Annotated in this window: 13 protein-coding genes and 1 pseudogene; 11 read left to right on the forward strand and 3 right to left on the reverse strand. The window is 35.3% G+C overall.

The window, feature by feature from the left end; genetic code table 11:
• Positions 1-219: 219 nt before the first annotated feature.
• On the forward strand, positions 220-1,365 hold the full coding sequence (gene bshA, locus Q5794_RS10330) for an N-acetyl-alpha-D-glucosaminyl L-malate synthase BshA (RefSeq protein WP_211080016.1): 1,146 nt from the start codon (positions 220-222) through the stop codon (positions 1,363-1,365).
• A gap of 149 nt (positions 1,366-1,514) precedes the next feature.
• Here bshA and Q5794_RS10335 read toward each other — a convergent pair whose 3' ends face one another.
• Positions 1,515-1,745 (reverse strand): helix-turn-helix domain-containing protein, encoded by a 231-nt coding sequence (locus Q5794_RS10335; RefSeq protein WP_057273015.1) that lies wholly within the window; start codon positions 1,743-1,745, stop codon positions 1,515-1,517.
• 121 nt (positions 1,746-1,866) lie between these two features.
• On the opposite strand from Q5794_RS10335, the gene Q5794_RS10340 reads away from it, so the two are divergent.
• The 8 genes and pseudogenes from Q5794_RS10340 (at position 1,867) to Q5794_RS10375 (ending at position 12,207) form a co-directional block, all read left to right on the forward strand.
• The gene (locus Q5794_RS10340) at positions 1,867-3,165 is read left to right on the forward strand and encodes a GIY-YIG nuclease family protein (protein WP_214987200.1); all 1,299 of its coding nucleotides are present in this window, start codon (positions 1,867-1,869) and stop codon (positions 3,163-3,165) included.
• A gap of 116 nt (positions 3,166-3,281) precedes the next feature.
• Positions 3,282-5,438 (forward strand): DNA topoisomerase, encoded by a 2,157-nt coding sequence (locus Q5794_RS10345; RefSeq protein ID WP_374989069.1) that lies wholly within the window; start codon positions 3,282-3,284, stop codon positions 5,436-5,438.
• Positions 5,439-5,991: 553 nt separating this feature from the next.
• The gene (locus Q5794_RS10350; RefSeq protein WP_374989070.1) at positions 5,992-6,468 is read left to right on the forward strand and encodes a T7SS effector LXG polymorphic toxin; all 477 of its coding nucleotides are present in this window, start codon (positions 5,992-5,994) and stop codon (positions 6,466-6,468) included.
• 44 nt (positions 6,469-6,512) lie between these two features.
• The gene (locus Q5794_RS10355; protein ID WP_374989071.1) at positions 6,513-8,117 is read left to right on the forward strand and encodes a pre-toxin TG domain-containing protein; all 1,605 of its coding nucleotides are present in this window, start codon (positions 6,513-6,515) and stop codon (positions 8,115-8,117) included.
• Between the two features lie 5 nt (positions 8,118-8,122).
• Positions 8,123-8,551: an SMI1/KNR4 family protein gene (locus Q5794_RS10360; RefSeq protein WP_053487199.1), complete on the forward strand. Its 429-nt coding sequence runs from the start codon at positions 8,123-8,125 to the stop codon at positions 8,549-8,551.
• A 509-nt stretch (positions 8,552-9,060) separates the two neighbouring features.
• Positions 9,061-10,212, forward strand: coding sequence for a suppressor of fused domain protein (locus tag Q5794_RS10365; RefSeq protein WP_214987197.1), 1,152 nt, complete (start codon positions 9,061-9,063; stop codon positions 10,210-10,212).
• Between the two features lie 448 nt (positions 10,213-10,660).
• Positions 10,661-11,695 (forward strand): annotated as a pseudogene (locus Q5794_RS10370) (DNA topoisomerase); the annotation flags it as partial.
• A 113-nt stretch (positions 11,696-11,808) separates the two neighbouring features.
• A complete protein-coding gene (locus Q5794_RS10375) occupies positions 11,809-12,207 on the forward strand; it encodes a PaaI family thioesterase (protein WP_214987196.1) in 399 nt (132 codons plus the stop codon).
• 4 nt (positions 12,208-12,211) lie between these two features.
• Here the strand turns inward: Q5794_RS10375 and Q5794_RS10380 are convergent, their stop codons facing one another.
• Complete coding sequence (locus Q5794_RS10380) at positions 12,212-12,841, reverse strand: NUDIX domain-containing protein (protein WP_192997191.1); 630 nt, start codon at positions 12,839-12,841, stop codon at positions 12,212-12,214.
• A gap of 140 nt (positions 12,842-12,981) precedes the next feature.
• Here Q5794_RS10380 and Q5794_RS10385 point away from each other — a divergent pair, with 140 nt between their 5' ends.
• Positions 12,982-13,671, forward strand: coding sequence for a DUF421 domain-containing protein (locus Q5794_RS10385; protein WP_311590538.1), 690 nt, complete (start codon positions 12,982-12,984; stop codon positions 13,669-13,671).
• A 120-nt stretch (positions 13,672-13,791) separates the two neighbouring features.
• On the forward strand, positions 13,792-13,926 hold the full coding sequence (locus tag Q5794_RS10390; RefSeq protein WP_264295275.1) for a hypothetical protein: 135 nt from the start codon (positions 13,792-13,794) through the stop codon (positions 13,924-13,926).
• A 68-nt stretch (positions 13,927-13,994) separates the two neighbouring features.
• On the opposite strand, the gene Q5794_RS10395 is transcribed toward Q5794_RS10390, so the two are convergent.
• Positions 13,995-15,512, reverse strand: a complete 1,518-nt coding sequence (locus Q5794_RS10395) for an alpha/beta hydrolase (RefSeq protein ID WP_214987195.1) — start codon at positions 15,510-15,512, stop codon at positions 13,995-13,997.
• Positions 15,513-15,554 lie beyond the last annotated feature (42 nt).

Consider the following 15,554-nt stretch of genomic DNA (forward strand, 5'->3'; position numbering starts at 1 on the left):
CCATATTAAAAGGTCAAGTTAGTTCTGCATGAGCTAGAGGTGTAAGAAAAAAATGAATGTTCACTAATCCATAACTGAGTTATATAAATAAACATCATTCATATATATATTTAATGATGTCTCTAAAATTCATTATGAAATAAAATATAAATCGATTTCCTAAAGCCAAAAGAGCTTTTTATGAAATAAATTGATAAAAGAGTAAATAGGAGGAGCAAAATGAATATGAAACTAAAGATTGGAATTACATGCTATCCAACAGTAGGTGGCTCAGGAGTAGTCGCAACCGAGTTGGGAAAAATGTTAGCTGAAAAAGGACATAAAATTCATTTTATCTCTTCTAGTCTCCCTTTTCGATTAAAGGAAAGAAATTGTAATATTTATTATCATCAGGTTGAAGTCAGTCAATATTCTGTATTTCAATACCCACCTTATGATATTGCATTAGCCAATAAAATGGCTGAGGTTATTAATAGAGAAGAATTAGACATTTTACATGTTCATTATGCTGTTCCTCATGCAGTTTGTGCTATATTAGCTAAGCAAATAAGTGGGAGAAATGTGAAAATTGTGACAACTTTACATGGCACAGATATTACTGTTTTAGGAGAGGATCCATCTCTAACAGACGCTATTAGATTTGGAATTGAAAAATCGGATACTGTAACAGCTGTTTCTAAATCATTAATCTCCCAAACTTATGATCTAATTAAGCCTGATAAGCCCATTGAAGCTATATATAATTTCATTGATGAACGAGTTTATCAAAAAATAGATTCAACTTATTTGAAAGCAGAATATGGTATCCCACAAGAAGAGAAAGTCATTATTCATGTGTCAAATTTTAGAGCAGTAAAGCGTGTTACTGATATTATAAAAACCTTTGCAAAAATTGCAGAGAGCATACCAGCTAAGCTTTTACTTGTTGGAGACGGACCAGAAGTGACGATTATTTGTGACCTCGTTAGTGAACTAAACTTAAGAGGTAAGGTTCTATTCCTTGGTAAGCAAAGTAACGTGGAAGAACTATATTCTATGAGTGATTTAATGCTACTTCTTTCTCAAAAAGAAAGTTTCGGACTCGTTGCTTTAGAAGCGATGGCTTGTGGGGTTCCTTGCATAGGTACCAATATTGGAGGAATACCAGAGGTTATTATTGATGGAGAAACTGGGTTTATTTGTGAGCTAGGCGATATAAATACCATTGCCGATAAAGCCATTTATATTTTAACGAATGACAATATACATAAGTGTTTTTCAGACCGATCTATTGAAGTTGCAAATGAAAAATTTAGAGCCGACCTCATCGTAAAGCAATATGAAGATCTTTATTTCAACTTAATTAGACGAAGTGAACAAGTATAGTAGTTTTTCTGAAAAAGCAACGCCTCTTTAGTTTGAAGAGGAAGAGCTAATAGTGTGAAATAAATTGCATTAAAGTTTTAAAAAATAAAAAGAAGCAGCTTCCAGTAGCTGCTTCTTTTTATTTTATTAATAAGTCGTCAGTTTGAATTTTATTTTTTCTGCAAAAGATTCTCTACATCTTTTACTATTTTATATGGTTTCACTTCTAATACATTTGAAATGGAAAACAATGTATTAATGGTAGGCTTTCTTTTTCCTCTCTCTAAAAGACTTATGAAAGTACGGTCTAAATCTGATCCAAAAGCCAATTTTTCCTGACTCATGGAACGTTCTAGACGATATTTCTTTATTACGATTCCAAATGCTTGCTCAATGTCCAAGAAACCACGCTCCTAAAAGTCTATAAAACTATTCTTAAAGAGCAGTAAGTTTTGTTCTACAGACTATAGTCTACATAAGCGTTTTTTTATAAAATATATGTAATAGAAGGGGGTTAGTAGAGTGCATCTTTATAGAAAAATGAAAGAAGCCATTAATTATTTTCAGGAAAGGTTTTTAACTGAGAAAACAGCCAAGGATTTAATTAGATACGAGCTAAACATTGCAAAAAATAAACTTAGTCAGGTAGAAATAAAGAATGAAAAATTAAAAGTAGACGTTAGTAATATAGAGAAGGAATATGAAAAAGTAAACAAAAGTTTAACTATATATAAAGTAGAAAATGAAAATTTTATAGAGCAATTAAATAGATTAAAATATCAAAATGATCGTTTAATTAATTTAAATCGTTCATATGTTGAAAGAATTAACAATCAAGGAAAAGATTTATCGAGGTTAATGGTTCTTACTGAGTATTACAGTTCAAGTAAAAATGATTTTAAATATAAACATAGAAAATACATAATAAACATTGTGGAAAAGGTACTATTACTGATTAAGAAATTACTCGTTATGGGAAACCAAAAGGTTAGAAGAGTGAAGATCATTTATGAGATTAAAGAGAAGTTAGCTGAGTACGAAAGTTGTTTCTATAAAAACAATTTTAAATTAGATTTTGATGCAAGGAGAATTCTTGAAAAGATTGGTTTGTATCTTGAAAAATGGCAGAATTTTTATGAAGGGTATAGCTGGAATGCAAGAGCCATTGAGGTTGGAGATGTGAGATATATTGAAGGTCTTCTGCAGGAATTGCACTATGTTAGCTTATATAAGCGTTTTGAAAAGTACAACGAAAGAATTGTAGAGGTGGGGACTCTTTATCAAATATTAAAAAATAAAAAGAAAATACAAAGAAATTATTCATTTAGGAAATTTCATAATGAGATGAAAGTAATGGCTAAACAAAATTATATTAATTTCGAAAAATTTATTATCAATAGAATTTTTCCTGGTGAAATTTATACAATGCTTAGGTCATTTAATCAGATAGAGTATAACTTTAAATTAATAAAGACACATGGTATGTATCATCTTTTATATGTGTATGGCAGCCCTGAAAATAACACGGTTAAAGTAGGGGTCACTAAACAGAATTTAGCCAATAGATATCTAAAAGCTACAGAAAGTTATAATGAGCATTTTCCTACGAAAAAGCTTAATGAAATAAAAGTAATAGAGAGCTTAAATGCTCTTAACTTGGAATCATATCTAAAAAGAAAATTCAAACAACAACGCCACCCACTTTTTAATTCTACAGAATGGTTTTTACTTACAAAATCTGAATTGAAGTACTTCACAAATGACGAATATAAAAATGATGCTGATTTTATGAAAATACTTAATTACAAATTAGATGTGTAACTACCTCACCTAGAGTACTTTTCTACCCATTTATATTGCTATAAGCTTTTATATGATAAAATGATAAAACTGAGTAAGTTTATTTTGGAAATTTTAAACGTAAGGTGATTAATTAAATGAAGTTAATTATTGCAGAAAAACCATCTGTTTCGAAAAACATTGCAGATGCACTAAAAATAAAAGGCCGACAAGACGGTTACTTCGAAGGAAATGGCTACATTGTTACATGGGCATTTGGACATTTACTTCAATTATATGATGCAAAAGATTATGACGATAAGATGTCCACATGGAAAATGGAAAACTTCCCATTTATTCCGCAAGTCTTTAAGTATAAAGTGAAAAGCAATCCTCGTGATAGAGAAAAGCCTGATACAGGTGCTAAAAAACAGCTGAAAATCATCCAAAGCTTGATGAGGAGACCTGATGTTGATGGAATTATCTCGGCTTGTGACTATGATCGTGAAGGTCAAGTCATAGGAGATAGTATTATCTATAATCTGAAGACCGATAAAACTGTTTATAGACTTTTATTAAACGAATGGACACCGGCTGAGGTTATGAATGGGTTAGAAAATATTAAGCTAAATACAGAATTAAGACCTTTACAGGACGCTGGTGTTAGCCGTCAATGGGCTGATTGGGTTATTGGGATTAACTTAACATCAGTTGCTACTCTCAAATACCAGAAAGGTAAAGGGAAAGCCTTAAACATTGGTCGAGTTTTATTGCCAACTTTAAAAATCATTTATGATCGAGATAAAGAAATTGAAAATTTTGTTCCAGAGAACTATTATAAACTCCAAGTAACCTTTAAGACAAAAGATGAACAAGAGTATGAAGGAACATATATTGAAGGTAAAGAAGAAAAATTTAAAAGTAAAGAAACCTTAGAAGAGATTCAACAAAAATTGATTGATAAATCAGGAATTGTAAGCGATAAGCAGGTACAAAAAAAGAAGGAATATCCGCCATTTTTATTCAATTTATCTAACTTACAAGGTTATATTACGAATAAATACAAGGGTTGGACTTCTGATAAAGTGTTAAAAGTAGCGCAATCTCTGTACGAGAAAAAATTCATCACATATCCACGTACGGCTAGTGTAGCTCTAGAAGAAAGCCTGGTAGGTAAGACCGCAAAGGTTCTAGAAACGCTAACAGAAGATTTACCATACAAAGACGAAGTGAAGTTTGTTAAATCAAAAAGAATTTTTGATAACTCTAAAGTAGAGAGCCATAGTGCAATTGTACCTACTTATTTGAAACCTAAAAAGCTATCAACTGATGAAGAACAAGTTTATCAAGCCATTAAAAATAGATTCATTATGCAATTCATGCCTGTAGCTGAGTATGAGGAAACAAGAATTGAGACGAAAATTACTGGTGCGGATTTAAAAGGGTTATTTATCTCTAAAGGAAAAGTTCAGCTCGTAGAAGGATGGAAGAAAGTAGAGAAAGTTCAATCTAAGGATACGATTCTGCCTCTTGTACAAGTTAATGATGACGTAGATTTAGTGAAGCATGAAATCACTACACACGTGACAAAGCCACCTAAGCAGCATACAGAAAGAACGCTGCTTCGAGTTATGGAGACATGTGGAAAGAACTACGATGGAGAAGGTACGGATGAAGAAAGCCTAAATGCGATTTTAAGTGGATTTAGTATCGGTACACCTGCAACAAGAGCTGAAACGATAAAAAAATTAAAAGATGTTGGTTATATAACAACGCAGAATAAGAATTTACTTTGTACGGAGCTTGGAAGAAAGTTGATAGAAACATTCCCTATAAAAGATTTATTTAATCTTGAGTTCACAGGTCGTCTTGAAAAATCATTGAATGATATTGAGAAAAGAAGCTTTACAAAAGATGAGTTCTTACAGTTGATTTTTGATTTTACTACAAAGGCGGTAGAAACAATCAAAAATGAGAAAGAAGTTACAATTAACGAAGTAGCTTCTCAGCGTAAACCGAACGAAATAATGGGCAAATGTCCAGTTTGCGGTCATGCTGTAATTGAGGGCCAAAAAGGATTTGGCTGTAGTAATTGGAAAAATGGCTGCAAGTTTGTTATTTGGAAGAATGACAAGTTCTTAGCAACAATGAAAAAGAAGCCTACTAAGACTATGGTAAAGACATTATTGAAGAATGGTATTGCTCCTGTGAAAGGCTTGACTAGTAAAAAAGGAAACAAATTTGATGCGAACTTAAGATATGAAAAAAATGCTGATAATGAGTATTTTAGTTGGAAGATGGAATTTGATAAATAATTATATCCCATCCCCCATGGTAAGGTATGCTCAAGAAGAAAAGAATCCTTTAGTTAAAAGGATTCTTTTCTCCTTTATATACCATTGATTACGTGAAAAATAGAAAATAAATTTTTTATAACTGGGTAGGATTCTATTTAACTATATAGCGAATCCTAATGCAGGATTTTTGTACCTATTTAACTAAGGAAATTATCCACCTAATAGTGAAAAAGCTCATAACAGGTATTAAATAGGAATTTTATTGATGTTTTAAAATGGTTAAGAAGCGAGTAAATGACATCGCATCTATCGTTATAAAGCTAAAAAAATATACTGATTACGCCCCAAGTCTTTTTTATAATATTTTTATGCGTGATATAAATTTAAGATAAACATTTATACCTATGACTATCCTCTTTTATTTTGCAGTTATATCCTTTTTAATGCATCAACAAACTCTTAAAAGGGCTTATTATCCTATTTAGATAGTTTATTGGTAATTTTATAATGGATAATAGAGGAAAAATTCGCATTAGAGATGCATTAATCATGAGATAAAAGAGGGTATATAATGGGAAAAGTATATGAAGCCAGTACGCTTTTAACTTATGCAAAAGACAGGGTCCAGGCGTACAAAGCATTTGATGAGCAGCTAAATGAATTAAAAAAAGCTCTTCATGCTGCGGCTACACTAGATAACGAATTTCAAGGGAACGGTGCCGATAGTATCAAAGGATTTTATACATTACAAGTGGATATTGTCACACATTGGAGAAACCTGGTGTCGTCACATCAAGCCTATTTTAATAGTATTGCAGATTATGCAGAGCAAGCTAAATTAAAAGGAGATACAGTTGTAGATGTATCGTTTTTAGAACAGGAGCTAACTGTTGCTAATGATCGCTCTAAGCAAATGGTTGAACAGCAGCACGCTGAGCTTGAAACGATTTTAAACAGTATAGAAGATATTATACATATTACACCGTTTTCCACAGATAGTTTTGAGGAAGATTTAAGTGCAGCTGAGAAAAAAGAACAGATACCATAACCGCAGTACAAGAACTAGATAATCAGCTTTCAAGTGAATATGGAATGTTAGATCACCTCTATGAATCTGTGCAATTCAGCGTAACTGGGTTGGAACAGCTAACTTCTCAAGGCGGCAGTGCTTATCAGCTCACTTTTGATGCCAAAGCTTACAAAAATAGCGAGGCATACAAAACACAGCAGCAAATTGATAAAGTAGCTTCAGGTTATGTAGAAGGAAAAGCTGAACAAAAACAAGAGGTTAAACAAAGAAAAGCAGGTATTGAAGCTGAAAAGCAACGACAAATTCAAGCCAATAAACCATGGTATGAAAAAGGATTAGACATTGCAGAAGAAATTACGGGATACTATGATTTTAAACGTGCCACAGAAGGAGTCGATCCGGTTACACACAAAAAACTGTCTGCTACACAACGAGTGACAGCTGGAGCCATGGCGGCAGCTGGATTTATTCCTTTCGTAGGCTGGGCAGGACGAGCTATAAAAGGTGGCAGTGTTGTCTATAAAACTGCAAAAGGAATGAGTGCTGCGCATCGTGCCATGGCCATTTACCAAACACCGAAAGCTTTTAAGACACTTGAACAAACGGAAAAAGGGCTGTATGGACTTGTCTTAACGAATGGAATGTACGAATATACAACCGGAAAAGACGTATTAGGAAATAAACTTACAAAAGAGCAGCAGCAAACTAGTTTGTTTCAAGCATTTGGAATTGCAGCAGGAGGTGTGCTTACTTCTAAGGTATCCACTCAGCTTGTTGAAAAAGGTGCACAGGCAGTCACCAAAAAGTTCAATGATATGCGCAACGTTGTTCGTACGAGTAAAGTGACTCAATATGGAAAAGACAATCACCTTGCAATACGAAAAATGCCAGCAGTCGGTATTGATAAAGCTAAAAAGATGTATGATGCTGTATTAGATACAAAAGTACCAAGATTTTTGCCACAGGAAGTACCAGTTGGTGTGAGTACAGAATTTGCTAAGCAAACTGTACGAGATGTTTTGAAGAGTACAGCGAAAAACACCATGCAGTTTATTAATGATATTGAAATTTGGTATGATAAAGACGCTAAACGTTATCGAAATAAAGAGACAGGGCAGTTTACTCGTGGTCCAAATCTTGTTCACGAAGCTGGAAGCGGGAACGTTCAAGCTTTGGAAGTACCGGTAGTAGAATCAGTTACAGTTAATAAGCAGAATGATTCAATGAAGGGTACGTCAGTGTTTGATCCTGATTTAGTAAAAGCATATTTAAAGGATGTTGAATCCAAAACAAGGTTAAAGGTTCACAAAATACAGGTGGAATTTCTAAAAGAATCCTTAAGAAATAATAAATTTGAAAAATTAACACCTAAAGAAACAGCTAAGCATAGAGGTAGATTTACTACAAGCCTAAAAAACAAGTTAATTGAAGAATGGGAAGAAAAAACCAATCAAAAGTGGCCACGATATACAGAGGAAGTATATGATCAAAGTGGAGAAATTGCTAGACATATTGGTCAACCATACGATGCTCATCATCTTATAGAAAACAATTTTTCTGGTCCTCATGAATGGTGGAATATTCATCCTGCTAAATACCCTGACGAGCATCAGCAGGGGATTCATGGAAAAGGAGCACCATCAAGAATGTTATTCCCTAGGAGGTAATAATAATGGCGGATTTTAAGTTTATTAATAATGGAGAAAATAAAATTTATAATTTATCTGAAGAGGAGATTTTAAAAGCGGAAGACAGAATGGGTATCCGTTTTCCCGATGATTTAAGACAGTTATATTTAGAAGTTGGATATGGGTTCATTAAAGAGCCAAGTAATAATGCAATCAATAGAATTATGGGACCAGGAACGGTAGCAAATGTCAAATTACGAGAAGGAGTTTTTGAATTCGATCCAGATTTAGAGGAACTGGATGAAGAAGATAAACTTATTTTCTTTGAAGTGAATGAGGGGATATATATATCGTTAGATTTAAAATTGCCCAATAATCCAGTTTTTTATTTTGACACTCAGATAGCAGACTCATTAGAGGATTTTTTAAAGAAATTTATTAATGATAATGAGTATTACATTGATTTAGAATAATACAATGCTTAAATAATAGGTAAAATAAAGAACCCAACAAAAAAACCATTGGCTAAGCCTTAGCCAATGGTTTTTTTAGGTAGATATTGTTAAGAAGATTCACTCTTAGGAAGACGAACTATTCATTTCAAGAATATAAATTCATTATATTCAAATGTAGAAAAATAGTCCGTGATATAGCGTTTTTAAATAAATTAACGAGAAATAAAAACACTCCAATTTATGTAGTTTACAACACTGTCAGCGTGGAAAATGAAATTTTCTGGAGTTTTATAATATGTTTAGAAATGCTTGTAGGTCAAGATTTTAAGAGGGGGTCAAATTTCAAATGAACTATAGTTCCCATTTAAGTATCATTATGTAGATAGTAATAATCTGTTGGGATATAATTGTAAAAATTACAATAATACACATAGAAGATGCTAAGAAAAGTAAGAGATGCTGGTGGAGATAGGGAAGACATGGTAGAAAAGCTTGGTGACATTGCCAAGAGGAGGAGGTAATTAGGAATGGATAATAAACAAATTGCAAAAGAAATTCGTTCGGCTATAAAAAAAGGCGATATTGAAAAGGTAGCTGAATTAATTGGCTCCGATGCTGAACGTTTAAATATGATGACCCCTTTTGGAACGTGGCTTCATCTTGCAGCTTCTAGAGGAGAGTTAGATATTGTTAAGAAACTAATAGAACTCGGTGCAAATGTTAATGTACTTGGAGGAGTGTATGGTGGCGGAGCATTGAACGAAGCAGCTTCTGCAGGTCATATTGATATAGTCAGGTATCTATTATCTTGTGGAGCAGATATGGATGTAAGCGATCCAGAAAGAAATCCATTGTTTGGTGCAATTAGTAATGGCCATGCTACTATTGCAGAACTATTAATTGAAAGTGGTATAGATACGAATGTTACATATAGTGGTGAATCTATGAGAGAGGTAGACGCATTGACTTTTGCAAAGGAACAAGGCCAAAAAGAAATTGTTAAGTTGTTAGAAAGTCAGGGAGAGCTCTCTACGGGTGTAACTACAACAAATCATAATGATCAGGACCGTCATGTTGAGATTTTAAATCATATTACGAAACACTTCGGTCCTATTGAAAATACTATAAGTGAAACTGTTCCAGGTAGTAGAGTATCAGTCACTATTCACATAATCCCTCCCTCAATGAATAAAGATTTCGTCACGCTTGTAACGACCGGTATGAGTGATGAACCTATGGATTATTCAGATGAAGAAAGAACATTTAAGTATGCAGAGCTGTTACTAAAGTTACCTTCAAATTGGGTAGTCGAAAAGGATAATATGAAAGATCAAAATCATTATTGGCCCTTTGGATGGTTAAGGAAAGTGGCTCATATTCCACACCTTTATGATGGGTGGCTTGAGGAAGGAGTTATTCTTCCAAATGGAGAACCTCCTCAGCCATTTGCATCAAATACAAAGTTATCATGCGTAATGATCTGTCGTCCTCAAGAGTCCGGACTGGCTAACGTTCATACTAGAGATAAAGACATAAATATGTATACACTTGTTCCTATCTATGAAGAAGAAAGAAAGCTTGCATTGGAAAAAGGGTATGAGTATCTGCTTGAAAGAATGAATGAGAAAGGAATCACCGATGTTTTGGATATAAATCGGATAAATGTTGGTATTCAATAATACGTGTAGATAGTTCATGGACAGGGGTTTTTTTAGAATTTACCTAATAATATTTTTTCTTGTTGAAGCTAATTGTCAATAACAATTGAAAATTTTAGTTAGAAGATGGAGTTTGAAAAACATTAAAATCTTTGAAGATCCTTGTGATTTATTTAAATATTTGACGGTTTATAAAAAGCTCCACATCAAGGTTTATTGATGTGGGGCTTTTCGCATATGTTCCATATTCAATTATATTTTAATGCTAATGTACATGGGGTTTACTATTAAGGGTACTTTGATGATAAAATATATTAAGAACATACGTTTTGGAATTTTGATAATTAGCTAGAGGTATCTAAGTTAGAAAATGAAATAGAGTAAAATGCCTGACTATCTTTTAAGACATGTATTTTACGATTAAGCCTCTTATATATATAACATTTTATAATAGTACTCTTGATTTCAAGAACACTATGCGATTATTCCAACGAAACAAGTGAAGGACCCGAGCAAACTGTCAGGAGACGAACAGAAAATTTACGACTTAGTCGTAAGACGTCTAATTGCGGCACACTATGAAAAAGCGATTTTCGACTATACAACGATTACGACACTAGTGGAAAAGCGAGCAGCTTTTATTTCAAAAGGAAAGCAGCAAATCCAAGAAGGCTGGCGCAAAGTAATTTTTCAAAATGAGAAAGATGACGACGTTATTCTTCCGAATGTCCAAGAAGGGGAAGAAGGAAAAGCTATTAAAGTAGACGTAAAAGAAGGTAAAACACAGCCTCCAAAACGCTACACGGAAGGTCAGTTGATTACACTGATGAAGACAGCAGGCAAGCATTTGGATAATGATGAGCTGGAGAAAATTTTAGCAAAATCGGAAGGGTTAGGGACTGAAGCTACGCGTGCGGGAATCATTACAATGCTTAAAGACCGTAAATATATTGATGTGAAAAAAAACCAAGTATTTGCGACTGATAAAGGAAAGGTATTGATTGACGCGATTGGCGATAAAATTTTAGCTTCTCCAGAAATGACGGCTAAGTGGGAGCAGCGTTTAGCTGAAATTGGAGAAGGAACAGCATCGGCCGCTGCTTTTATGGAACAAACAAAAAAGCTGTCAGCTAAAATTATCGAAGACGCTGTCGAAGCAGAAAGTAAGTGGAACTTCAGCGGATACGACACTGAATCCATTCAGCGAAAAGGCAAGGGCAAAGGTAAAAGCTTTTCTTCCAAATCGTTTGGTTCGTGTAAGCTTTGCGATGGAAAAGTAGTGGATAAAGGCTCATTTTACGGATGCTCAAACTATGCAAAAACAAAATGCACGTTTACCGTATCGAAAAAGATTTTAGGTAAAACAGTTACGCAGGCTAATTTAAAAAAGCTGTTAAGCGAAGGACAGACAGATTTGATTGAAGGTTTTAAAAAAGGTGATAAAACCTTTAATGCTAAGTTAGAATGGAAAGAAAACAAAGTGCAGTTTTTATTTGAAAAATAGTGGAATAAAAAGCGTTTGCTAAAGAGCAAGCGCTTTTTGCATGTGAAGAAACAGGATCTCTCCAGCTTTTCTAGAAGTTCTTACATAGTTTATTTATGCAAAGGATGAGATTGATGAAACGAACGAGTAAAGGGATGATTCCGTTTTGGGATTATATTGGCATTGAAGAAAAGCTGCTTGAAAAAGGATATGCGGAGTTAAAAATCACGATTCAGCCGCAGCTTCTGCAAGGAAGAGGAACGGTTCATGGAGGCGTTATTGCCACGCTTATCGACGCAGCGGTTGGTTCAGCTGTGCGGTCTTCTCTTTCTGAGGCTGAAAGTGCCAGTACAGTTGAATTAAAAGTAAATTACACAAGGCCGGGTATAGGCGATTATTTAGTTGCTAAATCCACACTGTCTCACCGCGGCAAAACGCTTGCTGTTGGAGAAGTGAAAATTGAAGACAGCAGCGGCAAGCTTGTTGCGCTTGGCAGTGCAACATATATGATTTTTTCCGCAGAAAAAATTTAGAATTCTAAGCTTTTTCTGCGGAATGCAGCTGCTGGCTAATGAATGCAATGATCGTTTTATAGTAAGCTTCGGGATGAGGAGCAAATTCACTTTTATGTGCTGTACGGTGAATAGGCTCTTTTTTATTTGTTATCCCTTCAACGCTCAATTCTGTTTGATTTCCAAGCCACAGTTCGCAAAAGTGAGAAAAAGGCGCTTTTACAAGTCCTGATACTTCTTCTTGCTGCAAAGTAAAAGCACTAAGAGGGTGAGAGCTGTAGTATAAAAATACATGTGCGAATTCTTTGTCAATATAGTGCGGCTGAGATACTTCATATTTAAATACATCTAAAGAAAGCAATTCATTAAATGAAATGTTGACGCCGAGCTCTTCTTGAATTTCTCTTACTCCATTTTGAACGGTCTCTGTATGAAGCAAATGTCCGGCAGCTGTGATATCAAGCGCACCGGGGTAATCTTGTTTTTGTTCGCTTCGAATTTGAAAATAAATATAGTCTGTATCATTTTCACGGCTGACAAACCAGCAGTGAAACGCTTCGTGCCAATAGCCTTTTTCATGAACTTCTTTGCGAGACGCTGTTCCTATGCGCTTCTGTTGGTCGTTAAATACAGTTAACACTTCATCGTTCATCATAAAACCCCCATTTGCTTCCTACTTCTTTCTACTCTAACCTGTCGTGAAAGGTATGTAAATTAAATAATGGAAGATGAAAAAACGTGTTCATACATAAAAATAAGTACAAGATAAAGGATACATCAATTTTAGTAAAGAAGGTGCATGCGTTGAATCATTGGATAGAAGTGGTACTTCGTTCAGTGCTGATTTTACTTGGCTTGTTTTTTATCACAAAGCTGTTAGGGAAAAAACAGTTATCCAAACTTTCTTTTTTTGAATATATCGTTGGCATTACAATTGGAGATATTGCAGGAACAATTTCAATGGATGTAGATTTACAGGCAAGTCACGGGGTAGTCGCAATTTTAGTGTGGGCATCGTTTCTTATTTTTGTATCAAACGTATCGTTAAAAAGTATAAGCTTTCGAAAAGCGGTGGAAGGGACAACAACGATCCTCATTAAAGAAGGAAAAATTCTTGAGGAAAATGTAAAAAAAGAAAAATATACAGTAGATGAGCTCATGGAGCAGCTTCGGAAAAAAGACATCTTTTATGTAGAAGACGTAGCTTTTGCCATGCTCGAAACCAACGGCGAATTAAGCGTGCTGTTAAAAAAAGAAAAGCAAAACGTTACGAGAGAAGATTTATTAATAAAAGGAGAGGCGACACGATTACCTCAAACGATTATCATGGACGGAAATATAATGAAAGAAGCCGTTCATGAGCTGGGATATAGCGTAGCGTGGGTCAAAGAACAGCTAAAAAAGAAAGATGCCGCAGTCGACAAGGTATTTTTAGGACAAGCAGACTCAGCAGGTCATTTGTATCTTGATTATTATGAAGACTGAGGCTGAGAGAAAAGTATTTTAGCCCAAGTGAAAAACGAACCATTAATCAGCATGTCTGATTAGTGGTTCGTTTTTTTGTGATTGTGAACATAGTATTATCTATTTCGTTCCTTCTAGCAGTTGATTGGAGGGCAAGGCGAAGACTCCTGCGGGAAAAGCGGAACAGATGAGGCCCCGCAGGAGCGTAAGCGACGAGGAGGCTCAGCGGCCGCCCGCGGAAAGCGAAGCCTTGCACGGAAATCAACTGCGGTGTAATAAGCAGTCCAGCTCATGTATCTCATTTGTTTGTCTTTAGGTTGGATTCATTTAGTTATGTCTCAACCTCAGCGAGGATCTACTTCTTGCCCGGATTTTATGTCGATTACTTTAAGGATATTTTGAGGTGCTTTAATATCTTTACTTGCAGGCGCAGCTTTTTTATTTTCTACCCAGTCTACTAACAAATCAAAAGATTGATGAGCATATGGAAGCAGGGGCTGAAGCTCTTGACTTGGATCCGTTTGTTTATTCCATACTAAGCTGTCAACGTGATTTCCGTTTTTAACGGTATAAAGACGATGAAGATTTGCCTTGCCAGCTTTTTTAACGAGTTTTTCATAGCCCTCCGCGTGAATAGAAGGGAAGATAAGTGAATCGAGAGAGCCGGCCATACTGATAAGAGGTACATCGATATCACCTGTATTTTCTACTTTTGCTACATTTTCTTTTACGCTTTTTAGACGGGTTTGATAGCGATAATTTTCAAAGATGTAGTCCCATGAGCGGTCGCGTAGACCTGATGAAGTAAAGTTTAAGTAGTTGTGCCAGTTTGTTCTTCCAGGAGCAGTTGGATCAAAGTGGTCACGGTAAATGTTTAAAGTGACCGCCCAGTACACTTGATCATGATAATTCCACAATTTTTCTGATCCTTTTGGAAGACCGGCTTTATACATTTGTTTAATAGCTTTTTTCTGTTCTTTTCCGCTTCCGTACAGCGCTTCTTCTGCGTTGTTTACAACAGGTGTTAGTGAGCTAATTAAATTGGGCGCTTTTGCACTCCATAATACACCTTCCCAATCGACGCCTCCATCAAATAAACGAGGCTCTTTTGTTTGCTTTGGATCATCGTGTTCAAGTGCGTATCTGACTACGTATCCGCCGTTTGAAATGCCAATTGCATACGTGGGTACTTTATGATCGTTTCGAATCAAATCGCTTGCAGGATTTTTTCGATTGGACGGGTTGATTAGCTTGTCTGAATAATGAGTAGTCAAGTATTTCTGGGCAGCTTTTGTCAGTTGACGATAGCGCATATTCCATTCTGCTACGCTGTCGTCATCGTTAGCGAGTGCATTTTTTACTTTAGCAAAAGGATCGTTAGGGTCACTTTCTCCTTGCGTTCCTTTATCGGTGGCTGCAAATGCATAGCCTTTTTTAAGAACGTAATCGCTGAATAATAAATCGGTGGACGTTTCGTTGCGCGTGGCAGGAATGCCGGCTACCACAAGTTTTCCGTTCCAGTTATCAGGAACACGGATGACGAACTGAGCGTCTTCAAAAATGCCATTTACTTGCGTTCCTTTGACCTCAGCGGGCTGATTAATTCGATACCAGCCCGATCCATCTTCAGGTTTCCCCCAGTTATAAGGAGTAAGCCCAATATTGCCATAGAGCGTAGCCTGCTGATATTGAGCGGGGTTTTTAGTGGTGAGCCAATTCCCATTCGCTCCGTCAAAATAGGTTTCTGCCGACTGATCAGCATTTGGAATTACATCTGTTTTGTTAGAAGCTTCAGCAAGAGATCCTGAAGCTGAAAAACAAAGAGCAGCAGAAAAAGTAAGCGCTATCATTTTTCGTTTCACGTTTCTTCCTCCTCATAAAAATACTACATACCTTTTAAATAA

The sequence above is a fragment of the Priestia megaterium genome (assembly GCF_041941685.1).
GTDB lineage: Bacteria > Bacillota > Bacilli > Bacillales > Bacillaceae_H > Priestia > Priestia megaterium_C.

Excerpts from the sequence above, each read along its gene's own strand:
- Q5794_RS10350 (WP_374989070.1), top strand. The coding sequence starts at position 5,992 with ATGGGAAAAGTATATGAAGCCAGTACGCTTTTAACTTATGCAAAAGAC.
- Q5794_RS10375 (WP_214987196.1), top strand. The coding sequence starts at position 11,809 with ATGAAACGAACGAGTAAAGGGATGATTCCGTTTTGGGATTATATTGGC.
- Q5794_RS10380 (WP_192997191.1), bottom strand. The coding sequence starts at position 12,841 with ATGATGAACGATGAAGTGTTAACTGTATTTAACGACCAACAGAAGCGC.
- Q5794_RS10345 (WP_374989069.1), top strand. The coding sequence starts at position 3,282 with ATGAAGTTAATTATTGCAGAAAAACCATCTGTTTCGAAAAACATTGCA.
- Q5794_RS10355 (WP_374989071.1), top strand. The coding sequence starts at position 6,513 with ATGTTAGATCACCTCTATGAATCTGTGCAATTCAGCGTAACTGGGTTG.
- Q5794_RS10360 (WP_053487199.1), top strand. The coding sequence starts at position 8,123 with ATGGCGGATTTTAAGTTTATTAATAATGGAGAAAATAAAATTTATAAT.
- Q5794_RS10365 (WP_214987197.1), top strand. The coding sequence starts at position 9,061 with ATGGATAATAAACAAATTGCAAAAGAAATTCGTTCGGCTATAAAAAAA.
- bshA (WP_211080016.1), top strand. The coding sequence starts at position 220 with ATGAATATGAAACTAAAGATTGGAATTACATGCTATCCAACAGTAGGT.